Origin of the sequence: uncultured Piscinibacter sp., from assembly GCF_937952055.1 — a bacterium.
In the GTDB taxonomy this organism is placed as follows: Bacteria; Pseudomonadota; Gammaproteobacteria; order Burkholderiales; family Burkholderiaceae_C; genus Piscinibacter.
In genome coordinates this window covers 98,820-122,484 of sequence record NZ_CALFYO010000033.1, presented here as the reverse complement: position 1 = coordinate 122,484, position 23,665 = coordinate 98,820, and the positions used below count along the sequence as shown (strand labels likewise).

Genomic DNA, 23,665 nt, shown 5'->3' with positions numbered 1-23,665 from the left:
CTTCAGTCGGGCACCACCAGCGTGTGCCCGACCATGCGGATCGCGTTTTCCGCCGCCGGACGGCGCGGGATCGGCGGCACGTTGGCCTCGGTGATCGCCGGCGCAGCTCCCGGCGTGCCGCCGCGCGGCACGGTGCGCAGCACCTGGCTCTCCGGCAGCGGCTGGCCGTGGCGAAGGTGCGCCCACATCGCGTCGAGTGCGCGGTTCAGGTAGACGTGCAGCGGGATGTAGCGGGTGTCGTAGCCACCCAGCAACGTCGGCAGGCCGATGAAGGTGTCGAAGTGCTGAGCGTTGGTGACCTCGATGTACGACAGGCGGCTGTGATGGCCTTCGACGCGCTTGTTCAGCGCGGTGTAGGGCCGCGAGCTGTGGTTCACCGGGATCAGCGCGTCGGCGCGGCCGTGAACGATGATCGCCGGCTTGCGCTGCAGGTTGCCGCTGCGCAGCGTTTCGCCGATGCCCTGCTGCAGCGCCAGCGCCTTCGCATCGCTGCCGGTGAGCAGGCCGCGCAGGCACAGCGCGCCGTCGAGGTTGAGGTCCTGCGTGAGCGTCGACGGCGAGAAGGAGACCAGGTCGCGCAGCACCGCGAAGGCTCCGGCGTTGTTCACCAGCTGCACGTTCGACGACGGCGGCACGCCGTTGCCGGTGGCGGCCATGGCAGCGAGCGAGGGCGCGTCCAGCGGCGCGACCGTGAAGCTCGGCGCCGGTGCAGCCGCGAAGCTGTAGCCGCACAGGGCGTCGGCCACGCTGGAACGCGACAGCGCATTGGCGTAGGTCACGCTGACGGCGCTGGCCACTTCGAAGGCGGCGAGCGAGGCGTGCAGCACCGCCGACTCGGGCTCCCAGCCGTAGTCGGCCAGCCTGGCCAGCGCCTCGTCGGCCTGTGCCGTGAGCGTGTCTGCGCCCAGCACGCCCTTGGCCTTCAGCGAGGCGCAGCGGTTGGCCGCGAAAGCCGCCACCACGAAGGCCTTGCCCGGCGCGTCGGCCACCTGCGGCGACAGCGCCGCGCAGCTCTGCAGCAGGTTGGCCTGGGTGGTGTAGTCGAGCAGCACCTTGCCGCTGAACTGCGTGGCGCCGCCGCGCACCACCGCGACGCCGGCATCGGGAGGCAGTTCCACCGAGGGCTCGGACACCGCCACGCCGTCGATGAGGCGGTCACGGTCCTGCTCCGCCGCAGCCAGCGCCGCGTGGCCCCCGTTGCTGACGCTCGACGCGATGACGATGGTGTTCCCCGGGTGGATGGTGGACAGCGTCCGGCCCTCCGGCAGCTTGACGCCGTGGCGCTCGTTGAGCACCCAGTACGCGAACTCGATGGCCTGCAGGGTGAAGCGTCCCCAGTCCTTCTCGGGGTTGCGCTGCGAATGCGCGTGCTTGAAGGCAAAGCGGTGCGGCGTGGCCGCGTTGAACGCGGCAAGCTGCGCGGCATCGAGCGGCGCGCGGAACTGCGCCGCGTCGCCGGCCGCCGCGGACGTGGCGCGCGTGCCGTCGATCAGCGGCACGGTGTCGTTCATCAGGTCGTGCGGCGCGGCGCCGGTGCCCTTGTCGGTGTAGGCCACCGCGCAGCCGCGCTTGAGGCCCCACTCGCCGGTGCTGATGCCGCCGTAGACACCCCGCGAGCCCGAGGAGGTGGCGGTGACGATGCAGGGCTTGCGCGCATCGAAATGTGCCGGCACCTGCACCATCAGCACGACGTTCTGTGCCGTGGCGCTGCCATCGGCACCGCGGCTGTAGGCCAGCACCTCGGTGCCGGCGATGCGGCCATCGCCGCTGGCGCCGGTTCCGTCGACGGCGACATTCGGGCCGTAGAGCGTGCCGTAGCCGCCGGCCGCCGTCATGTCGACGATGGCACGGTAGTTGTTGTAGATGGCGGCACGGCGCAACTCGGCCGCGGTGGGCGCGAGCGGGTTGGCGAACGGCGGCAGCGCGCCGGCCAGTCCGGCCGCGCCCAGGCCGGCGGTGAGCAGGTCGTCGCTCGTACCGTCGTACTCGGTCGTGCGCACGCTGCCCGCGACGACGAAGTCGGGCAGGTGGTTGAAGAGGCTGCGCGGGCCGCGCCCCTGCGCGCCACCCGGCGCCGGCGCAGCGGCGTGCTGCGCGGCGACGCGCGCGTCGCCGGTGGCAGCGTCGTCCCCGCCGCCGCCGCAGGCGGCCAGCGCCGCCGCGGCGAGCGGCGCGATGAGGATGCGATTCTTCTTCATGGCTTCTCTCCTCCTGGTGGTCGCGCGCGCAGCGCGCGCAGTCGCCCCACCACGCCGGTGGGGAAGTGGTAGACCGAGAGCACGAACAGCAGACCCAGCCAGAGCAGCCAGCGGTCGGGCGAGACGAGCGCGGCCAGCAGCGGCACGCCCTCGAGCACGCCCGCGCCAACGCGCAGCAGGTCCTGCAGGTAGTTCTGCGCGATGACGAACAGCACCGAGCCGATCACCGCGCCATAGACCGTGCCCATGCCGCCGATCACGACGATGAGCAGGATGTCGAGCATGATCTCGAAGGACAGCGAGGTGTCCGGGCCCTGGTAGCGCAGCCACAGCGCGAGCAGGCAGCCGGCGAGCGTGGCGAACAGCGCCGACAGGACGGACGCGATGGTGCGCCACACCACCGTGCGGTAGCCGATCGCCTCGGCGCGGAAGTCGTTCTCGCGGATCGCCTGCAGCACGCGGCCGAAGGGCGAGTTGACGATGCGCAGCATCGCCAGCACGAGCAGCAGCGCGCTGAAGAACAGCAGATAGTAGGTGAGCAGACGGCCGTCGATCGAGGCCCCGAGCAGCGGCTCCTCGAGGTATTGCGTGCCCGGCTGCAGCGCCGCCGGCACCTTGAAGTTCAGCCCGTCCTCGCCGCCGGTGAAGTCCGACAGCTGCGAGGCCAGCGTGAGGAAGGCCGAGGCCACCGCCAGCGTGATCATCGCGAAGAAGATCGCCTTCACGCGCAGCGACGCCAGTCCGATGAGCAGCGACAGCCCCAGCGACACCGCAAGCGCGGCGCCGACACCCGCCGCCACCGCCGCCCAGCCCTCGCCCATGCGCGTGCTGGCGATGGCGATGCCGTAGGCGCCGATGCCGAAGAACATGGTGTGCGCGAAGCTGACGATGCCGGTGTAGCCGAGCAGCAGGTCGAAGCTGGCCACCAGCACGATGAAGACGATGATCTTCGCCGCCACGTTGAGCGCCTTGGTGCCGGGAAAGACAAAGGGCGTGACGGCCAGGCCGATCAGGATGGCGAGGAGGATCAGCGCCAGCCAGCGGCTGCGCGGCGTGTCGTGCGACAGGAGTCTGCTCAGCATGGCGTTCACCGGTTGGCCACGGGATACAGACCCTGCGGCCGCCACAGCAGCACCGCCACCATCAGCGCGATGCTGGCGAAGGCGGTGAACACCGGCGCGACGAAGCCGGTGTAGTTGACGAGCAGGCCGACCAGCAGCGCGCCGACGAAGCAGCCCAGCGTCGAGCCCAGGCCGCCGATGATGATGACGATGAAGATCATCACGTTGACCTGCGCGCCGAGCTGCGGGATGACGTTCTGCTGGAACAGCCCCCACATCACGCCGCCCAGGCCGGCCAGCGCCGAGCCGACCACGAACACGCCGACGAACAGGCGGCGGATGCGGTAGCCCAGCGCCTCGACCATCTCGCGGTCCTGCACGCCGGCGCGCACCAGCAGGCCGATCTTGGTGCGGTTCAGCGCCCACAGCATCAGCGCGAGCACCACGGCGCCGATCACCACCGCGAGCACGCGGTACTTGCCGATCGCCGCGTCGCCGATCAGGATCGAGCCGCGCAGCGCCTCGGGCAGCGACAGCGGGCGCTGCTCCGGGCCCCAGATCACCTTGATCAGCTCCTCGCCGATGATCATGCCGCCCATGGTGATGAGGATCTGCTTGAGGTGCTGGCCGTACACCGGCCGCACCATCACACGCTCGAAGCCCCAGCCGATCGCGCCGGCCAGCGCCATCGCGGCGAGCATCGCCGCGAACACGGCACCCAGGTTGCGCAGCAGGCTGTCCACCGAGGTCCAGTCCGCCATCCCGGCGAATACCGTGGTGGCGACGTAGGCGCCGAACGCGATGAACACGCCATGGCCGAAGTTCAGCACGTCCATCAGGCCGAACACCAGGGTCAGGCCGGAAGCGGTGACGAAGACGATCATGCCCATCGCCAGGCCGGCGACGGTCAGCGTCAGCCAGGTCGAGGGCGAGCCGACCAGCGGCAGTGCCAGCAGCGCCAGTGCCGGCACGAGGGCCAGAGGCAGCCAGTCGAAGGCGGCCTTCGGCACCGCGGCATTCGCCGGTGCGGAGGCGACGGCGGTGTTCATTGGTGCGCTCCCAGCGAGAGTCCGAGCAGACGCTGCTGCAGGCCGTCGTCCTCGACGAGTTCCTTCATGGCGCCGGCGTGTACCACGCGGCCGTCGTCCATCACCGCCACCGTGTCGCCCAGCGCGCGCGCCATGGCGAAGTTCTGCTCGACCAGCAGCACCGTCGTCTGCGTCGCCTTCAGCTCGCGGAACGCGGCGATCAGATTGGCGACGATCGCCGGCGCGAGGCCCTTGCTCGGCTCGTCGATGAGCAGCAGCCGGCGCGGCTCGACGATGGCGCGCGCGATCGCCAGCATCTGCTTCTGCCCGCCGGAGAGCTTGCCGGCCGGATAGAGCCAGAACTTCTTCAGCGCCGGGAACAGGCCGAAGATCCACTCCAGCCGCTGCGTGTCGATGTCCGCCAGCCGCTTGGCGCCGCGCGCGGCCAGCAGCAGGTTCTCGCGCACCGCAAGGTCGCCGAAGATGCCCATGCTCTCGGGAACGTAGGCCATGCCGAGCTGCGCGATGTCCGGCGTGGCGCGGCGGTGGATGGGCTGGCCGTCGAACGTCACCGTGCCGGCGGAGGCCTGCCACAGGCCCATGATCGTGCGCAGCGTGGTCGTCTTGCCCGCGCCGTTGCGGCCGAGCAGCATGGTCACCTGCCCGGTTGGCACGGTGAGGTCCACGCCGTGCAGGATGTGGTAGCTGCCGATGTGCGTGTGCACGCCGGTGAGATTCAGCAGCTCGGTGCTCATGCAGCCTCCTCCACCGTGCTGGTGCCGAGGTAGGCTTCTTGAACGACGGGCGAGGCGATCACCGCCTCGGGCTCGCCGTCGGCGACGAGCTGGCCGTTGTGCAGCACGATGATGCGGTCGGCCAGCTCGCGCACCACGTCCATCTTGTGCTCGACGAGCAGGATGGTCTTGTCGCGTTGCGCCTTCAGCGCGCGGATCAGGTCCAGCACCACCGGCACGTCGTCGACGCTCATGCCGGCGGTGGGCTCGTCGAACATGTAGACGGTCGGCTCCAGCGCCATCAGCATCGCCACCTCGAGCTTGCGCTGATCGCCGTGCGGCAGGCTGGCGGCGTGCACGTGGGCCCGGTCGGACAGCTTGACGCGGTCGACCAGCTGATGGGCGCGCTCCAGCGTGTCGCGGTGGTCGCTCCACACCGACCACAGGTTCAGGCCCTCGTGCCGGCGCGACTGCACGGCCAGCCGCACGTTCTCCAGCACCGACAGGTTGGGAAACAGTTGCGTCAGCTGGAAGGCGCGCCCGAGGCCACGATGCGTGCGCTGCGGGGCGCTGTCGGCGGTGATGTCGCGGCCATCCAGGTGCACCGTGCCGGCGCTGGCGCGCAGCTGCCCGGAGATGAGGTTGAAGTAGGTCGTCTTGCCCGCGCCGTTCGGGCCGACGATGGCCGTCAGCGTGCCCGGCTCGAAGCGGCACGACACGCGGTCGACGGCCACGTGGCCGCCGAAGCGGATGGAGAGGTCCTTGGTTTCCAGCACGGTGCGGCCATCAACGATCTGACTGGAGCCCCCTCGCGGAGGCGGCTCGCGAGAGCGGTGTTCCCGCGGTTCGCCGCAGCAAGCGCGTCAGCGCTTGTTGCGGATGGGCACCTGCATCTCTTCGGCCTTGATCTCGCGCACCAGCTCGGGCACGCCCCAGGCGAAGGCCGGGTCCACCTTGATCTTGAAGTGGTACATCGACTGCATGGCCTGGTGGTCTTCCTTGCGGAAGGTCATCCTGCCCTTGGGTGTCTCGAAGCTCATACCCTCCATGGTCTTGATGAGCTTCTCGGTGCCCGCGTCGCCGGCGGTCTTCTTCAGCGCCTCGACCACCGCGATCGCCGCGCTCATGCCGCCAGCGGTGAAGAAGTCCGGCGGGTTCTTGAACTGGCTGTAGTGGTTGGCGACCAGCCACTCGTTGACCGGGTTCTTCGGGATGCCGAAGTAGTAGTAGGTGGCGCCTTCCATGCCGGGGAAGTTCTTGTACGCGGCCATCGCCGGCAGGATGTTGCCGCCGGTGGCGATCTCGATGCCGTAGCGCTTGAGGTCGAGGTCGGCGATCTTGAACGGGTTGCCCGCGCCGGCCCAGATGATGAAGATCACCTTGCGGCCCGGCTGGTCCTTCAGCTTGTCGATCAGGCGCTGCGCGCCAGCGGTGAAGTCGGTGGTGTTGGTCGGCAGGTATTCCTCGTGGACGATCTTCGCGCTCTTCACCGCGTCCTTGAAGGCCTTCACGCCGTCGCGGCCGAAGGCGTAGTCCTGTGCCAGCGTGGCGATGCTGGTGCCGGCCTTGTCGAGCGCGACGGCGTTGCTGATCGCGTCCTGGCTGCTGTTGCGGCCGGTGCGGAAGACGTAGCGGTTCCACTTGTCGCCGGTGATCGAGTCGGCCACCGCCGGCTCGACGAGCAGGATCTTCTTGTACTCCTCGGCCACCGGCAGCAGCGCCAGTGCCACGCCACTGGAGGTCGGGCCCACGGCAATGTCGGCCTTGTCGTCGCCATAGGCGGCGGCAAGCAGGCTCTTGCCCACGTCGGGCTTGCCCTGGTCGTCCTTTTCGATGACGACGAGCTTCTTGCCCGCCACGGTCATCGTGCCGCCAGTGGCGTAGTCCAGGCCCATCATGAAGCCGGTGGCGGTCTGCTTGCCATAGGCTTCGAGCGGACCGGTCTTGCTGTAGACATGGGCGATGCGGATCTCGCTCTTGGCCTGCGCGAAGGCGAAGGCAGGCAGGCTCAGTGCGGCGGCGGCGAGGGTGACTTGCCAGAGTCGGCGGCGGGCGTGCGGCATGCGGTGTGTCTCCGTGTCGTGTTGGGGAAGGGGCTCGTGGCCCGTCCCACCGAGGAGGCAAGGCACGTGCCACGAGGCACCGTGGAAACCCTGGGCCGAGGCTCAGCGCCCCATCGAGCGCATCTGCGGCAGTTGCGGCGACGGGCCCGTCACGCTCGCGTCGTACGGATGGCTGATGCGGCTGAAGCCGGCAAGGATGCGCAGCACGTAGGCGCGCGTCTCGGCATACGGCGGCACGCCGCGGTAACGGTTCACCGCGCCCTCGCCGGCGTTGTAGGCCGCGGCCACCAGCGGCACGTTGCCCTCGAAGTAGGCCATCAGCCAGCGCAGGTAGGCCATGCCCCCGCGGATGTTCTGCTCGGCGTCGTACGGCCGGCTCACGCCGAAGCGCTCGGCCGTCTCCGGGATCAGCTGCATCAGCCCCTTCGCGTTCTTCGGCGACAGCGCGATGGTGTCGTAGTTGGACTCGACCTTGATGAAGGCGAGCACGAGCTGCGGCGACAGCTTGTACTGCGGCGCATGCTTCTTGACGATCTCGACGATGTGCCGCGGCGCGTCCGGCGGGATCACCTCGGGCCGCGCCGCCAGCGGCACGGCCTTCGGCCGCAGCTCGGCCATCTGCGGCGGGGCGTGGTCGATCATGCAGTCGGGCACGTAGTTCGGCGGGCCGCCCACGGTGGCGAGCATGCGCACCGCCTGCTCCAGCCCCTGTTCGGCGGCGGCGTGGAAGAAGAAGGCGGCGGTGGCGTCGCTGCGCTCGACACCGCGGCCGTTCGCGTACATCCAGCCGAGGTTGAATTGCGCATCGGCATCACCCAGCCGCGCCGCCTTGCAGTACAGCGCGGCGGCCTTGGCGGGGTTGCGCTCGACGCCTTCGCCGTTCTCGTAGCCCAGCGCCTCCTGGCGCAGCAGCACCCGCACGCTGCGCTCCTCGTCGTTCTCGAGCGAGCGGACGGCGGCGTGCGCCACGCCGTTCAGCGCCAGGCCGAGCACCAGCACGGTGCCCGCTTTTTGCACGAGATTTGGACAGATTCCGGGCACATACTGTCCGAGAGGCGGACAGTGTTTGGTTTTTAGTCGGTCGCGGTTCATGGCGCGAGCTTTTCGTACAGCGTGGCGCGCGAGATGCCGAGCAGGCGCGACGCCGCCAGCTTGTTGCCGCCGGTGGCGGCCAGCGCCTCGCGGATCGCCTGCGCCTCGAGTTCCGCCACCGCCTGCGGCAGCGACTTCACACCGGCGATCTTCGGTACGCCCACTGCGAGCGGCGCGACGGGTGCGGCAGCGCGCGGCGCTGCCATCACCGGCTCGTGCTCCCCGAGCACCGCCTCGAAGTGCCGCGCCTCCAGCACCGGGTCGTCCGTCATCAGGCTGGCCTGCTCGAGCACGTTGCGCAGCTCGCGGATGTTGCCTGGCCAGGGCTGGCGCGCCAGCAGGTCCAGCGCGTCGGGGGCCAGCCCCTTGTGCGCCATGCCGCTGCGCCGCGCGATGTCGTCGGCCAGCCCGTCGGCGAGCGCCTCCAGGTCGGCGAGCCGCTCGCGCAGCGGCGGCACGCGGATCGGCAGCACGTTGAGACGGTAGAACAGGTCGGCGCGGAAGCTGCCTGCACGCACCATGGCCGCGAGGTCGCGGCTGGTGGCGGCGATGACGCGCACGTCGACGTGCTGCACCTGGTTGCTGCCCAGCGGCTCGACCTCCTGCTCCTGCAGCACACGCAGCAGCTTGGCCTGCAGCGGCAGCGGCATGTCACCGATCTCGTCGAGGAACAGCGTGCCACCGTGGGCCAGCTTGAACTTGCCGTCGCGGCCCTTGCGGTCGGCGCCGGTGAAGGCGCCGCCGGCCACGCCGAAGAATTCGGCCTCGAGCAGCGTGTCGGGCACCGCGGCGATGTTCACTCCGACGAAGGGCCTGGCGGCGCGTGCACTGGCCGCATGGATGGCATGGGCGAGCAGTTCCTTGCCCGTGCCGGTCTCGCCGAGCAACAGCACCGTGCTGTCGGTCTGCGCCACCCGCCGCGCTTGGCGCTTGACCTCCATCGCCGGCGCGCTCGCGCCGATGAAGCTGGTGATGGTGTGCTTGGGCCGGCGCTCGCGCGTCAGGTGCTCGGCGAGCTGCTGGCGGGCGTTGTCGAGGTCGCGCTGAAGGCGGCTGAACTTGCCGATCAGCGGCTGCATCGTCGTCTCGGGGTGGTCGAGCAGCACCATGCCCATCGCGCCGATCACCTGGCCGGCCGCGTCGCGCAGCGGCAACCGGCTGACGAGGAAGGTGCCCGCCTGGTTGGTGAGCAGGTCCACGAGGATGGGCTGGCCGCTCTCGATGACCTGCGCCATCAGCGTGTTGGGCACGACCTCCTCGACGCGGCGGCCGACGAAGTCCTCCTCGGCGTGGCCCAGCGCCGGCAGGAAGCGCTTGTAGCCCTCGCTGATCCAGACGATGCGGTGTTGGCGGTCGACCACCATCATGCCCATCGCGGTCTGCGCGAAGGTGTCGAACATCGACTGCGCGGCCAGGCGGATCAGGCTGTCGGCATCGAGCGGCAGGGCGTGCGGGTTGACGGGCATCGCGGCGGCGTGTCGGAAAGGCGGACACTTTAGCCCTCCAGCGCAGCGGCACCACCCCCGATCGCCGGGGATGTCACCACGGCGCCATCGATGCGCTTGTAATTATGAATTAGTAATTGTAGAGTGAGGCATCCGCCGACGGCAGAGAACCCATGGTCGATCCGATCCCGCTGCGCCCGTCCTCGTTGCACGAAGAAGTGGCCACCCGGCTGCGCAGCATGATCTTCGAGCGCCAGCTCGCCCCCGGCCAGTGGGTCGACGAGCTGGCGCTGGCGCGCGAGTGGCAGATCAGCCGCACGCCGCTGCGCGAGGCGCTGAAGGTGCTGGCGGCCGAAGGGCTGGTGGTGCCGGTGCCGCGCCAGGGCTGCAGGGTGGCCGAGATCGCGGAAGAGGAGGCCGACGAACTGCTGCCGGTGATGGCGCTGCTGGAAGGGCGCTGCGCCTACGAGGCGGTGCGCAAGGCGAGCGACGCCGACGTCCGCCGACTGCAGGGACTGCACGAGCAGCTCGAGAAGCACGCCGCAGCGCAGGACATCGAGGCCTACTACCGCGCCAACCACGAGTTCCACACCGCCGTGCAGGCGCTCGCCGGCAACCGCTGGCTCGACCGTGCCACCGGCGACCTGCGCCGCTTCGTGCGCCTGCTGCGCGGCCGGCAGCTGAGCTGGCCCGGACGCATCGAAGCCTCCATCAACGAGCACCGCGTGCTGCTCGACGCCATCGTGCAGCACGACGCCGCGCGCGCCGAGCGGGTCATGCACGACCACCTGCTGGCGCAGCTCGCCGCGCTGAAGGCGCTGCGCCAGCACGAGAAATCCGAAGGGACGCCCCATGCTGGATGAGCTGAAGAGCGCCGCGCGCAAGGTCAAGGGCGCCCACCACCTGCGCGGCCTGCTGATCGACTGCCGCCGATTGCTCTCGGAACGCGGCGAGGCGAACAGCGTGGCCATTGCGCGCGAGCTGGTGGCGCGCTTTCGCGAATTGCCCGAGGACGAGCAGGGCAGCTTCTTCGAGCGGCTCGCGCGCGACTTCAGCCCCGATCCGAAGCTGGTGCTCAAGCGCGCCCAGGCCTACGCCGAAGCGCCCAACGCGGCCAACCTCGCGCAACTCACGCGCAGCGCCGAGCCGCCGCGCCAGGAGCTGCTGCGGCGCATCAACCGTTCGCCCGGCGGCACCTCGAGCATCGTCGCGATGCGCCGCGCGCTGCTGCCGCGACTGAACAGGCAGCCCGAGCTGCAAGCCGTCGAGGCCGACTTCCTGCACCTGCTGTCGAGCTGGTTCAACCCCGGCTTCCTGGAGCTGAAGCGGGTCGACTGGAACTCGCCGGCGCAACTGCTCGAGCAGATCATCCGCCACGAGGCGGTGCACCAGATCGACGGCTGGGACGACCTGCGCCGCCGCCTGCAGCCCGACCGGCGCTGCTTCGCCTTCTTCCACCCGCAGCTGCCCGACGAGCCGCTGATCTTCGTCGAGGTGGCGCTGCTGCCGGCCATGCCCGAGGCGATCGCGCCGCTGATCGACAAGGCCTCGACGCCGCTGCCGGAGAATCAGTTCAAGGTCGCGGCGTTCTATTCGATCAGCAATTGCCAGCCGGGCCTCAAGGGCGTGTCGATGGGCAACTTCCTCATCAAGCGGGTCGCCGAGGCGCTCAAGCGCGAGCTGCCGCAGCTCAAGACCTTCTGCACGCTGTCGCCGATCCCCGGCTTCGCGCGCTGGGTTCGTGCCGGCGCGCCTTGCGAGGGGCTGAGCAAGACGCGCGCGCAACGCCTGGCCGAGGCCCTGGCCAGCCTCTCCGCGGCCTGCGCCGGCGAGTTCGACCGCCTGACCCAGGCGACCACGCTGCGCGCCCTGCCGCCCGACGCCACGCAGGCGCTGCTGCGTCTGGCCGCCTACTACCTGGGCTGGCACGCCACCAGCGCCGGCGGCGATCCAGTGGCCCGCTTCCACCTCGACAACGGTGCACGCCTGGAGCGGCTCGACCCGCTCGGCGACCTCTCCGCCAAGGGCCTGCGCCAGTCCTTCGGCATGATGGTCAACTACCTGTACGACCTGGACAAGGTCGAGTCGCACCATGAGAAGTTCGTCCACGGAGAAGTGGCACAGTCACGGCTGCTGACCGCACTGCTCTGATCCACACACCACAAGCAAGGAGACACCCCATGAACCGCCCGCTGCCATCCCGCCTGCGACGCGCCACCCTCGTCCTCGCCGCACTCGCTGCCGCCTCCCCCTGGGCCGCTGCCCAGGCCTGGCCGACCAAGCCGGTGACCATCGTCGTGCCCTTCCCGGCCGGCGGCGGCACCGATGCGTTCGCGCGGCCGCTGTTCGCGCAGATGACGAAGAACATGGGCAAGCAGTTCGTCATCGACAACAAGGGCGGCGCCGGCGGCACCGTCGGTGCGGGCGTGGCCGCCAAGGCCGCGGCGGACGGCTACACCTTCTTCATGGGCGCGGTGCATCACACCATCGCGCCGTCGATGTACCCCAAGCTCGACTACAACATCGAGACCGACTTCGTGCCGGTGGGCATCATCTCCAGCGTGCCGCAGGTGATCGTCGTCAATCCGCAGCGCGTGCCGGCGAACGACCTCGCCGGCCTGCTCGAGCAGATCCGCAAGAACCCGGGCAAGCTGAACTACGGCTCGGCGGGCAACGGCACCTCGCACCATCTCGCCGGCGAGCTGTTCAAGCTGCAGTCGAAGACCTTCGTCACCCACATCCCCTACCGGGGCGCCGGCCCGGCGCTGCAGGACTTGATCGCGGGGCAGGTGGACATGATGTTCGACGGCCTGGGTTCGTCGGCCGCGCACATCAAGGGTGGCCGCATCAAGGCCATCGCGGTGGCCAGCGAGGCGCGCAACCCCGGCTTCCCGAACGTGCCCACCGCCAAGGAGAGCGGCTTGGGCAGCTACCAGGTCGCCACCTGGTACGGCCTGTGGGCGCCGAAGGGCACGCCCAAGGAGATCGTCGACACGATGCAGGCGGAGATGCGAAAGGCGCTGAACTCGGAAGAGTTGAAGGCCACCTGGACCAACCTCGGCGCGGACGCCCCCAATCTCTACGGCGAGGCCTTCGGCAAGTTCGTCTCCAGCGAGGTGAAGCGCTGGGCCGAGGTGGTCAAGGCCTCGGGCGCCAAGCTGGACTGAACCATGAGGCCCCCAAGCTCACTTCGTTCGCGGCCCCCCGCGGGGGCGCTCAGTGGCTTCGGAACGGCCGGGCGCCACTGAGATGCCCGGCTCGATCACGCTGGAGCGCGGCGACGTCGAGGGCGTCGCCCACCTGACGCTGGCCAACCCGGACAAGCTCAACGCGATTGACATCGCGATGTGGCGCGAACTCCACGCGTTGATGCTGCACCTGCAGCAGCTGCCGGCGCACGAGGCGCCGCACGCGGTCATCGTGCGCGGCGCCGACCGCCACTTCGCCGCCGGCGGCGACATCGTCGAGTTCGCCAGCTTCCGCTTCGAGGAGTCGTCGCTGCGCGACTTCCACGAGAACGTCGTCGCGCCGGCGCTGCACGCCATGCTGGCCTGCGACATCCCGCTTTTCGCGCAGATCGAGGGTCACTGCATCGGCGGCGGCCTGGAGATCGCCGCCTGCTGCGACATCCGCGTCTGCGGCGAGGGCAGCCGCTTCGGCGCGCCGATCGCGAAGCTGGGCTTCCCGATGGCACCGCTTGAGCTGCAGGTGGTCGCGCGCCTGGCCGGTGCTGCGCTGCTGCGCGAGATGCTGCTCGAGGCGCGGTTGCTGAGCGCGGTCGCGGCGCTGCAGCACGGTCTGGTGCACGCCGTCGTGCCGGACGCCGAGGTCGCCACACACACGCTCGCGCGCGCCCGGGCGCTGGCGCTGCTGTCGCCGCAGGCGGCACGCATCAACAAGCGCACCTTGCGCCAGATCGCGGCCGGCGGCCCGGGCGAGATCGAGCGCCTGGCCCATTACGCCTATGCGGACAGCGACGAGCACCGCGAAGGCGTGATGGCCTTCATCGAAAAGAGAACGCCGCGCTTCCAGAGGGGATGACGCGGCCCGGAGCCCCCATGACCAGCCACCAGAACCTGTTCGTCGCCCTGCGCGAGGCCTTCCCCGACGACCTCGACGCCACCGCCATCGAGACGGCCGACGGACCCGGCGCGCCGCTCTTCTACACCTGGCGCGACATCGAACGCGCCACGGCGATGATGGCCAACCTGCTGGCGTCGCTGCAGTTGCCCTCCGGCGCGCGCGTGGCGGTGCAGACCGAGAAGTCGGTCGAGGCGCTGCTGCTCTACCTCGCCGTGCTGCGCGCCGGCTACGTCTACCTGCCGCTGAACACTGCCTACCAGGCCGCCGAGATCGAGTACTTCATCGGCAATGCCGAGCCCAGCGTGGTGGTCTGCTCGGGCAGGAACTTCGGCTGGGTGTCGAAGATCGCCTTCAAGGCGGGCACCCAGCATGTCTTCACGCTCAACGAGGACCGCACCGGCACCCTGCTCGACCGCGCCGCGCACCATGCCGACACCCACACGCCGGCGACCAAGTGGGCGGACGACCTCGCGGCCATCCTCTACACCAGCGGCACCACCGGGCGCAGCAAGGGCGCGATGCTCACGCACGGCAACCTGCTGTCCAACGCCCGGGTGCTGAAGGACTACTGGGGCTGGGTGCCCGGCGACGTGCTCATCCACGTGCTGCCGATCTTCCACGTGCACGGCCTGTTCGTCGCCTCGCACGGCGCGCTGCTCAACGGCAGCAAGATGATCTGGTTCGCGAAGTTCGACCCCGCCGCGGTGGTCCGGCGACTGCCCGAGGCCACCGTGTTCATGGGTGTGCCGACGCTGTACGTGCGCCTGCTCGCCGAACCCGGCTTCGGTCGCGAGGCCTGCCGGAACATGCGCCTGTTCGTCGCCGGCTCGGCGCCACTGCTCATCGAGACCTTCAACGAGTTCCGCGAGCGCAGCGGCCACACCATCCTCGAGCGCTATGGCATGAGCGAGACGGCGATGCTCACCTCGAATCCGTACCATCCGGAGGACGGCGAGCGCCGCGGCGGCACGGTGGGCTTTCCGCTGCCCGGCGTGGCCTTGCGCGTCAGCGACGAGCAGGGCCAGCCCTGCCCGACCGGCGAGATCGGCGGCATCGAGGTGAAGGGCCCGAACGTCTTCAAGGGCTACTGGCGCATGCCGGAGAAGACCAAGGAGGAGTTCACCGCCGACGGCTGGTTCAAGACCGGCGACGTGGGCAAGGTCGACGAACGCGGCTACGTCACCATCGTCGGCCGCAGCAAGGACCTGATCATCACCGGCGGCTACAACGTCTACCCGGCCGAGATCGAGGGCTACCTCAACGAGATGGACGGCGTGGCCGAGAGCGCGGTGATCGGCGTGCCGCATCCCGACTTCGGCGAGGGCGTGGTGGCGGTGGTGGTCGCCAAGCCCGGCGCGAAGCCAGACGCGGCCGCGCTGGTCGCCGAGCTCAAGGGCAAGATCGCCAACTTCAAGGTGCCCAAACACTGCTTCGTGGTCGACGCGCTGCCGCGCAACACCATGGGCAAGGTGCAGAAGAACCTGCTGCGCGAGCAGCACAAGGGACTGTTCGGTGCCTGAGCTGCCACCGCCGGAATCGCGCTGCCCGCGCTGCGGCAGCGCGTTCCACTGCGGCGCGAGCGATGCCGGGCCCTGCGCCTGCACCACGCTCAGCCTCACGCCGGCGCTGCGCGCCGAGCTGAGCGAACGATTCCACGGTTGCCTGTGCCTGAACTGCCTGCGTGAACTGGCGGCCGGAGCGTCCCGGGTATCCTGCGTCCCATGTACGCCCGCTTCTTCGGCCTGAGGCAGCAGCCCTTCTCGATCGCACCGGATCCGCGCTACCTCTTCATGAGCGAGCGCCACCGAGAGGCGCTCGCGCACTTGTTGTACGGCGTGAAGGGCGGCGGCGGCTTCGTGCTGCTGACCGGAGAGATCGGCGCGGGCAAGACCACGGTGTGCCGCTGCTTCCTCGAGCAGATCCCGAAGCGCTGCAACGTCGCCTACATCTTCAACCCCAAGCAGACCGTCACCGAGCTGCTGCGCTCGGTGTGCGACGAATTCCGCATCCCGCGCCGGCCCGAGGGCGCGACCGTGAAGGACTACGTCGACGCACTCAACGAGTTCCTGCTGCAGACGCATGCCGTCGGCCAGACCAACGTGCTCATCATCGATGAAGCGCAGAACCTGTCGGCCGACGTGCTCGAGCAGCTGCGTCTGCTGACCAACCTGGAGACCCACGAGCGCAAATTGCTGCAGATCGTGCTCATCGGCCAGCCCGAGCTGCGCACCATGCTCGCGCGGCCCGAGCTGGAACAGCTGGCGCAGCGCGTCATCGCGCGCTTCCACCTGCCGGCGCTGACCCCCAAGGAGACGGTGCACTACATCCGCCACCGGCTCGCAGTGGCTGGCATGAGCCGGCCATTGCCCTTCGAGCGCGAGGCGCTCAAGCGCGTCTACGAGCTGTCGCGTGGCGTGCCGCGGCGCATCAACCTGCTGTGCGACCGCGCGCTGCTCGGCGCCTATGCGGGCAACAAGGCATCGGTCGATGCCGAGATCGTCGAGAAGGCGGCGCGCGAGGTGTTCGACGGACGCCTGCCCGAGGACGCGCTGCCCGAACGCGCGATCTGGCGGCGCGCCATGCTGGTCGCGGCAGGCGTGGCGAGCCTGGGCCTGGCGATCTGGGCCGGTGTGGTCGTCGAGCGCCGCAGCGGCGCGGGCCCGCAGGCCGCCGCCGCCTCCGCGCCGGCGGCCTCGGCGGTGGCGCAGGCGCCGGCCGCGTCGGAAGCCGCGTCGGCGCCGACCGCGGCGGCTGTGGCGGGATCGGCGCCCGCGCCGGCCGATCCGAAGGCAGTGGCCGCCGCGGCCTGGCGCAGCGAAGGCGACGCGCTGCGTGCGCTGGCGCAATCGTGGCAGGTCACGCTCGGCGACGGCGAGCCCTGCGCGTCGGCGGCGCGCCAGGCGCTGCAATGCTTCCGCAGCAGCAACAGCACGCTGGCGCTGATCCGCCAGCTCGATCGGCCCGTGTTGCTGACGCTGCAGCCGGCCGGCGGCAAGCCGGTCTATGCGCTGCTCACCGCGCTGACGATGCGCAGCGCGACCCTGGCCACCGGCGAAGGCGCCATGAACCTGCCGCTGACCGCACTGGCCGAGCTGTGGCACGGCGAGTTCGCGACGCTGTGGCGAACCCCGCCGGGCTACGACGATGGCGCGCCGGTCGACTGGCTGTCGGCACAGCTCGCCGCTGCCCAGGGCGACCCCCCTCCTCCGGCGCCGACACGCTTCGATGCGGCGCTGCGCAACCGGCTCAACGCCTTCCAGGTCGCGCAGGGCCTCAAGCCGGACGGCCTGGCCGGTCCGCTGACGCTCATGCAGATCAACCGTGCCACCGGCGTCGCCGAGCCACGCCTGCAGTCGGAGAGGTAAGCGATGTCCTACATCCTCGATGCCCTGCGCCGTGCCGATGCCGAGCGCGAGCGAGGCGGCGTGCCGGGACTGCACACGCAGGCCATGCCCGAGCTCGGCGACGACGACGGCCGTTCGCGCCCGCGCGGTCTGAAGCCCTGGCACTGGCTGGCGATCGGCCTGCTGGGCGGCTTGGCCGTGGCGGTGGCTTGGCAGTGGCCAGCCGCCGAACCGACGCCCCCGCCCGTGTCGCCGCCTCCGCCGTCATCGCCCCCGGTGGCGATGCCGGCACCGGCGCCCGTCACGGCCGCGCCGGCGCCAGCCACCGCCCCGGTGGCCATCGCGCCGATGCGTGCCTCACCGCCGCCGGTCGCGCCCAAGGATCCGGTCGAGGCGCAGGGCACCGTGCGCCCGTCTCCTGCGGCCTCCGCCGCGGCACCCACGCCGCAGCGCGTCGGCTCGCTCGCGGAGTTGCCCGCCGACGTGCGCGCGGGCCTGCCGGCGCTGGCCTTCGGCGGCTCGATCTATTCGGCGACGCCGGCCAACCGGCTGCTCATCGTCAACGGCCAGCTGCTGCACGAAGGCGATGCGCTCGGCCCCGGCGCGACGCTGGAGCAGATCAAGCCGAAGGCCGCGGTGCTGAACATCCGCGGCCAGCGCTTCGAGGTGGCGTTCTGAGCGTCGCACGCGCGGCGCTCAGCCGCGGGTGTCGAGGTCCACATCCTTCGTCTCGCGCAGGAACAGCATGCCGACGACGAAGGTGACCGCGGCGACGGCGACCGGGTACCACAGGCCCGCGTACATGTTGCCGGTGTGCGCGACGATGGCAAAGGCAGTGGCCGGCAGCAGACCGCCGAACCAGCCGTTGCCGAGGTGGTAGGGCAGGCTCACCGAGGTGTAGCGGATGCGCGTCGGAAACATCTCCACCAGCATCGCGGCGATCGGGCCGTAGACCATGGCCACGAGGACGACGAGCGCGACCAGGATGGTCACGACCAGCGGCTCGTTCACCTTGGCCGGATCGGCCCGCGCCGGGTAGCCGGCAGACCTGAGCACGTCCGCCAGCGAGCGCCTGAACTCCATTTCCCGCCACTTCGCCTCGGCGGCGGGCAGGCCCTTCGCGCCGAGCACCGGGATCACCGTCTCGCCGACCGAGACCGTCACCGGGGTTCCCGGCGCTGCATCCGCGCTGCGGTAGCTCACCGCGCCGGCGGCCAAGGCCTGCCTGGCGACGTCGCAGGCGCTGGTGAACTTCGCCGTGCCGGTCGGGCTGAACTGGAAGGCGCACTCCGCCGGATCGGCCGTCACGACGACCTGGTTGCGTGCCTGGGCCGCGGCGAGGTCGGGGTTGGCCGCCGCGGTGAGCGCTTTGAACAGCGGGAAATAGGCCAGCGCGGCGATCAGGCAACCGGCCATGATGATCGGCTTGCGACCGACCTTGTCCGACAGGGTGCCGAACACGACGAAGAACGGCGTGCCGATCAGCAGCGCGACGGCGACCAGGACGCTGGCTGTCGCGGCATCGACCTTCAGTGCTTCGGTGAGGAAGAACAGCGCATAGAACTGGCCCGTGTACCAGACCACCGCCTGGCCGGCGGTCAGCCCGACCAGCGCCAGGACGACCACCTTCAGGTTCTTCCAGCGGCCGAACGACTCGGCCAGCGGCGCCCTGGAGGTCCGGCCCGCCTCCTTCATCTTCGTGAAGGCGGGCGACTCGCCCATCGCCAGGCGGACCCACGTGCTGATGCCCAGCAGCACGATCGACGCGAGGAAGGGAACGCGCCACCCCCACTCGCCGAAGGCCTGCTCGCCGAGCAGGCCGCGCGTGCAGATGATGACCGTCAGCGACAGCAGCAGGCCCAGCGAGGCCGTGGTCTGGATCCAGGAGGTGTAGGCGCCTCGCTGGCCTCGCGGGGCGTGCTCGGCCACGTAGAGCGCTGCGCCGCCGTACTCGCCGCCCAGCGCGAGGCCCTGCAGCAGTCGCAGCATGATCAGGAGCACCGGGGCGGCGACGCCGATCTGTGCGTAGCCGGGCAGGATGCCGACCATGAACGTCGACAGGCCCATGATCAGCAGGGTGACGAGGAAGGTGTACTTGCGGCCGATCATGTCGCCCAACCGGCCGAACACCAGCGCGCCGAGCGGGCGCACGACGAATCCGGCGGCGAAGGCGAGCAGCGCGAAGACGAAGGCCGAGCCGGCATCGAGGCCGGCGAAGAACTGCCTGGCGATGATCGCCGCCAGCGCGCCGTAGAGATAGAAGTCGTACCACTCGAACACCGTGCCGAGCGACGAGGCGAGGATGACCCTCTTGTGCTGCGCCGTCATCGGCGCCGGCGCCGCAGCGGCGTGGCCGAGCGTGCGGGTGATCGTGTGCATGAACGTGGGCGATGGAAACGCCGTCGCTGCGACGGCCGGAAGCGCACTGTCCTCGCCTGCTCTGACCGCTGACTGACGCCCGTCCGGCCCGGGCCATGCAGGCGCCGCAGACCTATCGCGCCGCGTCCTGCCTTGCCAGGTCGCGCTGCTTCTCGCGCAGGTAGTCGTCCAGCGCGTACTCGTGCAACTGCGCCGCGTGACGCTCGGTGAGCGCGAACCAGGTGCGCAGCCGCGCCTGCATGCGCTCGTCCGGCGAGCCGCCGCGCTCCCGGCAGTGCGCCAGCAGGGCGAGGTAGTAGCGCATCACGTTTCGCTCCAGCGAGCCGCGCTCGCCGCGCACGTACTTCGGCCCGCCGTCGGCCTCCTGCCCGACCACGGTGAAGCCGATCTTCTCGCGCCCGGCCGTCGCCAGGTAGGCCTGCATCGCCATGCGCGCCACCAGCCCGACGTTGTGCGCATAGCCGAAGTGCACGAAGCTGCGTTCCGCGTCGATGCGCACCGCCTCGAAGACCATGCGGTAGTCGGAGGTCGACAGCGGCCCGCTCGGCGCCGTCAGCACCACGCGCAGGTAGCCGGGTTCATCCGCCTCGGTGCGCATCGTGTAGCGCATCTGCGCCGTCATGCCCGCACCGCCAGCCTTCTTCGGCCCGGCCACCAGCACGACGCCACTCGCGCCCGTCGGCGCGCAGGCATGGACGTTGAGGTGCAGGAACAGCAACTCGCAGACCGCGGCGGGCGTGCGGAAGGCGCCGCTGACGGTCTCGAAGGCATGCGCCAGCTCGGCGTGAACGTCGCCCTCGATGCGGTCGGGCAACTCGCGCGAACTCAGGGCCAGCGGCTCGCCGAAGGGGCTGTTGCGCAGGAGCGGCTGCAACTCGATGCGCTTCGCCTGCAACACGGCCGCGGAGGCGGACGGCAGCTCCAGCGCCTGCGCCGGCAGCGCGAGGCCGAGCAGCAGTGCGCACAGGAAGCGGAACAGCGCGGACGACGGGCAGGCCATGGCAGGAATATGCACCCGTTCGCCGCGCTCGGGCATGTCGATGCGCAAGATCGAATCGGCCGGCCGGCGGCGATACTCCGCCCCATGGCTCGTGTCGTTCGTCCGCTGCTGGCGATGTTGCCGTTGGCGCTTCTCCTCGGCCTCGCGGCGGGCGCCGCGGCGCAGACCTCGACGCCGCCCGGAGGCGGCCAGCTGCCTCGCTGGGAGGCCGGGATCGCGGCGGGCGCCGGCCGCGTGCCCGACTATCCCGGTGCCGACACGTCGCAGCTGCGTGGCCTCGTGCTGCCCTACCTCGTCTACCGCGGCCCGGTGCTGCGCGTCGACGAACGCGGCATCCGCAGCCGCTTCCTCGACACCGCCGACTGGGAGTTCGACCTCACGGGCACCGCCGCCTTCAATTCGCGCAGCAACGACCTGCGCGACGGCATGCCGGAACTCGACTACATGTTCGGCATCGGCCCTCAGCTGGTCTACAAGGGCTGGCTGGCGCCCGCCGGCGGCCCCTCGCTGCACCTGAAGCTGCGCGCCCTCGGCTCCACCGACTTCGAGCGCATCGACTCGCGCGGCGCGAGCTTCGTGCCCGAGCTGCGCTGGCGCTGGCAGGGTGTCGCCGGAGCGGCCTCCGCCCTGACGCTGTCGATCGAACCGACCTGGGCGAGCCGGCCGCTGCACCGCTACTTCTACGAGGTCGACGCGTCGCAGGCCACGCCCACACGGCCCGCCTACACGGCGCGCGCCGGCTACTTCGGCACCGAGTTCGGCGCCACGCTGCGGCAGCGGGTGAGCCGCGAGCTGTCGTGGTTCGTCGCTGCCAACCTGATGTCGCTGCACGGCGCGGCGAACACGGCCAGCCCGCTGCTCGCCTCGCGCACCAATCTGGCCGTGGGCGCCTGGCTGGTGTGGACACCCTGGCGAAGCTCGGCACCTGCCGCGGACTGAGGACATACCCTCGGTCGGGCGCCCAGCCCACATGACGAAACGAAATCTACGGGTTTGTGACTAGAACGTAAGCCTCTGTTGGGGCTATGTAAGAACGAGGTCAGAGCCCGCTTCGATAGTGCGGCCGGTCGTGGCGCGACAAGCGTGCGTCGCGCATCCCTTTGTTCCCATCAGCGAGGAGACAGTCGCATGAAACACGACTCCCAAGGCTACTGGAAGGCCACGCTGGGACTGTTGACCAAGATCCTGGTCATCTGGTTCCTGTGCTCTTTCGGCGCCGGCATCCTGTTCGCGGACCTGCTCAACGGCATCAAGCTCGGCGGCTACCCGCTCGGCTTCTGGTTCGCGCACCAAGGCTCGATCTACATCTTCATCGCGCTGATCTTCTGGTACGCCAAGAAGATGGGCGACATCGACCGTCAGTTCGACGTGCACGAGGACTGAGGCCACCATGGAACTCCAAACCACCATCTATATCGTCGTCGGCCTGAGCTTCGCGCTGTACATCGGCATCGCGATCTGGGCACGCGCCGGCTCGACGAGCGAGTTCTACGCCGCGGGCGGCCAGGTCAACCCCGTGATGAACGGCATGGCCACCGCCGCCGACTGGATGTCGGCAGCATCGTTCATCTCGATGGCCGGCCTGATCTCCAACATGGGCTACGGCGGCGGCCTGTTCCTGATGGGCTGGACCGGCGGCTACGTGCTGCTGGCCATGCTGCTGGCTCCGTACCTGCGCAAGTTCGGCAAGTTCACCGTGCCGCAATTCATCGGCGACCGCTTCTACTCGAAGTCGGCCTCGACGGTGGCGGTGATCTGCCTGCTGACCGCCTCGATCACGTACATCATCGGCCAGATGACCGGCGTGGGCGTGGCGTTCTCGCGCTTCCTCGGCGTCTCCAGCGAAGTCGGCATCTACGTCGGCATGGGCATCGTGTTCCTGTACGCGGTGTTCGGCGGCATGAAGGGCATCACCTACACCCAGGTGGCGCAGTACATCGTGCTGATCCTGGCGTACACGATCCCGGCGATCTTCATCTCGCTGCAGCTGACCGGCAACCCGATCCCGCAGCTGGGCCTGGGCTCGAACCTCGCCGGCCACGACGTCTCGCTGCTGCAGAAGCTCGACCAGGTCGTCACCGACCTCGGCTTCGGCAAGTACACGACCTCGCTGCCGGGCAGCACGCTGAACATGTTCGTCTACACGCTGTCGCTGATGATCGGCACGGCGGGCCTGCCGCACGTGATCATGCGATTCTTTACCGTGCCGAAGGTCGCCGACGCGCGTTCTTCGGCCGGCTGGGCGCTGGTCTTCATCGCCATCCTGTACACGACCGCCCCGGCCGTGGCCGCGATGGCCAAGACCAACCTGATCCGCACCGTGACCCCGGGCGTGGTCCTGCAGGACGCCAGCGTCTTCGACAAGGAAGGCGCGATCAAGTACGAAGAGCGTCCGGACTGGATGAAGCGCTGGGAGAAGACCGGCCTGCTGAAGTTCGAGGACAAGAACGGCGACGGCCGCATCCAGTACTACAACGATAAGACGAAGAACGCCGAGGTCCTGAAGAAGGCCGAGGAGGCCGGCTGGAAGGGCAACGAGCTGAACGTCAACGCCGACATCATCGTGCTGGCCAATCCCGAGATCGCGCTGCTGCCCAACTGGGTGATCGCGCTGGTCGCGGCCGGTGGTCTGGCCGCGGCGCTGTCGACGGCGGCGGGCCTGTTGATGGCGATCTCCTCCGCGGTGTCGCACGACCTGATCAAGGGCGTGTTCAAGCCGGACATCAGCGAAAAGGGCGAGCTGCTCGCCGGCAAGATCTCGATGGCGATCGCCATCGTCATCTCCGGCTGGCTGGGACTGAACCCGCCTGGCTTCGCGGCCGGTACCGTGGCGCTGGCCTTCGGTATCGCGGCCAGTTCGCTGTTCCCCGCCATCATGATGGGCATCTTCAGCAAGAAGATGAACAAGGAAGGCGCGATGGCGGGCATGCTCGCCGGCCTGGCGGTGACGCTGTTCTACGTGTTCGCGCACAAGGGCATCTTCTTCATCAAGGGCACCGAGTTCCTCGGCGTGATCGGCGGCGCGAACAGCTTCTTCGGCATCACGCCGGAAGCCTTCGGTGCGGTCGGTGCGCTGGTGAACTTCATCGTCGCCTTCGCGGTCGACAAGGTCACCAAGGAGCCGCCCGAGCACATCCAGCACATGGTCGAGGCGGTGCGCATCCCGCGCGGATCCAAGGCAGTGGATGGTGCACACTGAGGTCCGCCCGCGCGTGACCTGAGGCAGCGCGGCCCGCGA

The 23,665-nt window shown here is 69.7% G+C and carries 21 protein-coding genes; 11 read left to right on the top strand and 10 right to left on the bottom strand.

Features of this window, described 5'->3' with window-relative positions:
- Positions 1-2: 2 nt before the first annotated feature.
- From Q0599_RS24565 to Q0599_RS24530, 8 genes are all read right to left on the bottom strand, one after another.
- Positions 3-2,198 carry a 3-hydroxybutyrate oligomer hydrolase family protein gene (locus tag Q0599_RS24565; RefSeq protein ID WP_298835333.1) on the bottom strand — a complete coding sequence of 732 codons (2,196 nt, stop codon included), beginning with the start codon at positions 2,196-2,198 and terminating at the stop codon, positions 3-5.
- Complete coding sequence (locus Q0599_RS24560; protein WP_298835332.1) at positions 2,195-3,280, bottom strand: branched-chain amino acid ABC transporter permease; 1,086 nt, start codon at positions 3,278-3,280, stop codon at positions 2,195-2,197. The genes Q0599_RS24565 and Q0599_RS24560 overlap by 4 nt, the downstream gene beginning before the upstream one ends.
- Positions 3,281-3,285: 5 nt before the next feature.
- Positions 3,286-4,308 (bottom strand): branched-chain amino acid ABC transporter permease, encoded by a 1,023-nt coding sequence (locus tag Q0599_RS24555; protein ID WP_298835331.1) that lies wholly within the window; start codon positions 4,306-4,308, stop codon positions 3,286-3,288.
- Positions 4,305-5,042 carry an ABC transporter ATP-binding protein gene (locus Q0599_RS24550; protein ID WP_298835330.1) on the bottom strand — a complete coding sequence of 246 codons (738 nt, stop codon included), beginning with the start codon at positions 5,040-5,042 and terminating at the stop codon, positions 4,305-4,307. Before Q0599_RS24550 ends, Q0599_RS24555 begins: the two co-directional genes overlap by 4 nt.
- Positions 5,039-5,797, bottom strand: coding sequence for an ABC transporter ATP-binding protein (locus Q0599_RS24545; RefSeq protein WP_298835329.1), 759 nt, complete (start codon positions 5,795-5,797; stop codon positions 5,039-5,041). Before Q0599_RS24545 ends, Q0599_RS24550 begins: the two co-directional genes overlap by 4 nt.
- Positions 5,798-5,884: 87 nt before the next feature.
- Complete coding sequence (locus Q0599_RS24540) at positions 5,885-7,084, bottom strand: substrate-binding domain-containing protein (protein ID WP_298835328.1); 1,200 nt, start codon at positions 7,082-7,084, stop codon at positions 5,885-5,887.
- 102 nt (positions 7,085-7,186) lie between these two features.
- The gene (locus tag Q0599_RS24535) at positions 7,187-8,101 is read right to left on the bottom strand and encodes a transglycosylase SLT domain-containing protein (RefSeq protein ID WP_298835327.1); all 915 of its coding nucleotides are present in this window, start codon (positions 8,099-8,101) and stop codon (positions 7,187-7,189) included.
- Between the two features lie 71 nt (positions 8,102-8,172).
- On the bottom strand, positions 8,173-9,642 hold the full coding sequence (locus tag Q0599_RS24530; protein ID WP_298835326.1) for a sigma 54-interacting transcriptional regulator: 1,470 nt from the start codon (positions 9,640-9,642) through the stop codon (positions 8,173-8,175).
- Between the two features lie 152 nt (positions 9,643-9,794).
- Here Q0599_RS24530 and Q0599_RS24525 point away from each other — a divergent pair, with 152 nt between their 5' ends.
- From Q0599_RS24525 to Q0599_RS24490, 8 genes are all read left to right on the top strand, one after another.
- Entirely contained in the window at positions 9,795-10,484 is a 690-nt protein-coding gene (locus tag Q0599_RS24525; protein WP_298835325.1) for a GntR family transcriptional regulator, read from the top strand.
- On the top strand, positions 10,474-11,772 hold the full coding sequence (locus Q0599_RS24520; RefSeq protein WP_298835324.1) for a malonyl-CoA decarboxylase: 1,299 nt from the start codon (positions 10,474-10,476) through the stop codon (positions 11,770-11,772). Before Q0599_RS24525 ends, Q0599_RS24520 begins: the two co-directional genes overlap by 11 nt.
- 29 nt (positions 11,773-11,801) lie before the next feature.
- Entirely contained in the window at positions 11,802-12,788 is a 987-nt protein-coding gene (locus tag Q0599_RS24515) for a tripartite tricarboxylate transporter substrate binding protein (protein WP_298835323.1), read from the top strand.
- 82 nt (positions 12,789-12,870) lie between these two features.
- Positions 12,871-13,662 (top strand): enoyl-CoA hydratase/isomerase family protein, encoded by a 792-nt coding sequence (locus tag Q0599_RS24510; protein ID WP_298835322.1) that lies wholly within the window; start codon positions 12,871-12,873, stop codon positions 13,660-13,662.
- A gap of 17 nt (positions 13,663-13,679) precedes the next feature.
- Positions 13,680-15,224 (top strand): malonyl-CoA synthase, encoded by a 1,545-nt coding sequence (locus Q0599_RS24505; protein WP_298835321.1) that lies wholly within the window; start codon positions 13,680-13,682, stop codon positions 15,222-15,224.
- Positions 15,217-15,450 (top strand): cysteine-rich CWC family protein, encoded by a 234-nt coding sequence (locus Q0599_RS24500; protein ID WP_298835320.1) that lies wholly within the window; start codon positions 15,217-15,219, stop codon positions 15,448-15,450. Before Q0599_RS24505 ends, Q0599_RS24500 begins: the two co-directional genes overlap by 8 nt.
- Positions 15,426-17,069, top strand: coding sequence for an ExeA family protein (locus Q0599_RS24495; RefSeq protein ID WP_298835319.1), 1,644 nt, complete (start codon positions 15,426-15,428; stop codon positions 17,067-17,069). Before Q0599_RS24500 ends, Q0599_RS24495 begins: the two co-directional genes overlap by 25 nt.
- Before the next feature lie 3 nt (positions 17,070-17,072).
- The gene (locus Q0599_RS24490) at positions 17,073-17,726 is read left to right on the top strand and encodes a general secretion pathway protein GspB (RefSeq protein ID WP_298835318.1); all 654 of its coding nucleotides are present in this window, start codon (positions 17,073-17,075) and stop codon (positions 17,724-17,726) included.
- A gap of 18 nt (positions 17,727-17,744) precedes the next feature.
- Here the strand turns inward: Q0599_RS24490 and Q0599_RS24485 are convergent, their stop codons facing one another.
- Complete coding sequence (locus Q0599_RS24485; RefSeq protein WP_298835317.1) at positions 17,745-19,427, bottom strand: MFS transporter; 1,683 nt, start codon at positions 19,425-19,427, stop codon at positions 17,745-17,747.
- Positions 19,428-19,539: 112 nt separating this feature from the next.
- Positions 19,540-20,427: a hypothetical protein gene (locus tag Q0599_RS24480; RefSeq protein WP_298835316.1), complete on the bottom strand. Its 888-nt coding sequence runs from the start codon at positions 20,425-20,427 to the stop codon at positions 19,540-19,542.
- A gap of 84 nt (positions 20,428-20,511) precedes the next feature.
- Here Q0599_RS24480 and Q0599_RS24475 point away from each other — a divergent pair, with 84 nt between their 5' ends.
- From Q0599_RS24475 to Q0599_RS24465, 3 genes are all read left to right on the top strand, one after another.
- Positions 20,512-21,366, top strand: a complete 855-nt coding sequence (locus Q0599_RS24475) for a MipA/OmpV family protein (RefSeq protein ID WP_298835315.1) — start codon at positions 20,512-20,514, stop codon at positions 21,364-21,366.
- A 189-nt stretch (positions 21,367-21,555) separates the two neighbouring features.
- Positions 21,556-21,810 (top strand): DUF4212 domain-containing protein, encoded by a 255-nt coding sequence (locus Q0599_RS24470; RefSeq protein ID WP_298835314.1) that lies wholly within the window; start codon positions 21,556-21,558, stop codon positions 21,808-21,810.
- A 7-nt stretch (positions 21,811-21,817) separates the two neighbouring features.
- Positions 21,818-23,626, top strand: a complete 1,809-nt coding sequence (locus Q0599_RS24465; protein WP_298835313.1) for a sodium:solute symporter family protein — start codon at positions 21,818-21,820, stop codon at positions 23,624-23,626.
- Positions 23,627-23,665: the final 39 nt, after the last annotated feature.

Excerpts from the sequence above, each read along its gene's own strand:
- Q0599_RS24565 (WP_298835333.1), bottom strand. The coding sequence starts at position 2,198 with ATGAAGAAGAATCGCATCCTCATCGCGCCGCTCGCCGCGGCGGCGCTG.
- Q0599_RS24560 (WP_298835332.1), bottom strand. The coding sequence starts at position 3,280 with ATGCTGAGCAGACTCCTGTCGCACGACACGCCGCGCAGCCGCTGGCTG.
- Q0599_RS24555 (WP_298835331.1), bottom strand. The coding sequence starts at position 4,308 with ATGAACACCGCCGTCGCCTCCGCACCGGCGAATGCCGCGGTGCCGAAG.
- Q0599_RS24550 (WP_298835330.1), bottom strand. The coding sequence starts at position 5,042 with ATGAGCACCGAGCTGCTGAATCTCACCGGCGTGCACACGCACATCGGC.
- Q0599_RS24540 (WP_298835328.1), bottom strand. The coding sequence starts at position 7,084 with ATGCCGCACGCCCGCCGCCGACTCTGGCAAGTCACCCTCGCCGCCGCC.
- Q0599_RS24530 (WP_298835326.1), bottom strand. The coding sequence starts at position 9,642 with ATGCCCGTCAACCCGCACGCCCTGCCGCTCGATGCCGACAGCCTGATC.
- Q0599_RS24525 (WP_298835325.1), top strand. The coding sequence starts at position 9,795 with ATGGTCGATCCGATCCCGCTGCGCCCGTCCTCGTTGCACGAAGAAGTG.
- Q0599_RS24520 (WP_298835324.1), top strand. The coding sequence starts at position 10,474 with ATGCTGGATGAGCTGAAGAGCGCCGCGCGCAAGGTCAAGGGCGCCCAC.
- Q0599_RS24515 (WP_298835323.1), top strand. The coding sequence starts at position 11,802 with ATGAACCGCCCGCTGCCATCCCGCCTGCGACGCGCCACCCTCGTCCTC.
- Q0599_RS24510 (WP_298835322.1), top strand. The coding sequence starts at position 12,871 with ATGCCCGGCTCGATCACGCTGGAGCGCGGCGACGTCGAGGGCGTCGCC.
- Q0599_RS24505 (WP_298835321.1), top strand. The coding sequence starts at position 13,680 with ATGACCAGCCACCAGAACCTGTTCGTCGCCCTGCGCGAGGCCTTCCCC.
- Q0599_RS24495 (WP_298835319.1), top strand. The coding sequence starts at position 15,426 with ATGTACGCCCGCTTCTTCGGCCTGAGGCAGCAGCCCTTCTCGATCGCA.
- Q0599_RS24490 (WP_298835318.1), top strand. The coding sequence starts at position 17,073 with ATGTCCTACATCCTCGATGCCCTGCGCCGTGCCGATGCCGAGCGCGAG.
- Q0599_RS24485 (WP_298835317.1), bottom strand. The coding sequence starts at position 19,427 with ATGCACACGATCACCCGCACGCTCGGCCACGCCGCTGCGGCGCCGGCG.
- Q0599_RS24480 (WP_298835316.1), bottom strand. The coding sequence starts at position 20,427 with ATGGCCTGCCCGTCGTCCGCGCTGTTCCGCTTCCTGTGCGCACTGCTG.
- Q0599_RS24475 (WP_298835315.1), top strand. The coding sequence starts at position 20,512 with ATGGCTCGTGTCGTTCGTCCGCTGCTGGCGATGTTGCCGTTGGCGCTT.
- Q0599_RS24470 (WP_298835314.1), top strand. The coding sequence starts at position 21,556 with ATGAAACACGACTCCCAAGGCTACTGGAAGGCCACGCTGGGACTGTTG.
- Q0599_RS24465 (WP_298835313.1), top strand. The coding sequence starts at position 21,818 with ATGGAACTCCAAACCACCATCTATATCGTCGTCGGCCTGAGCTTCGCG.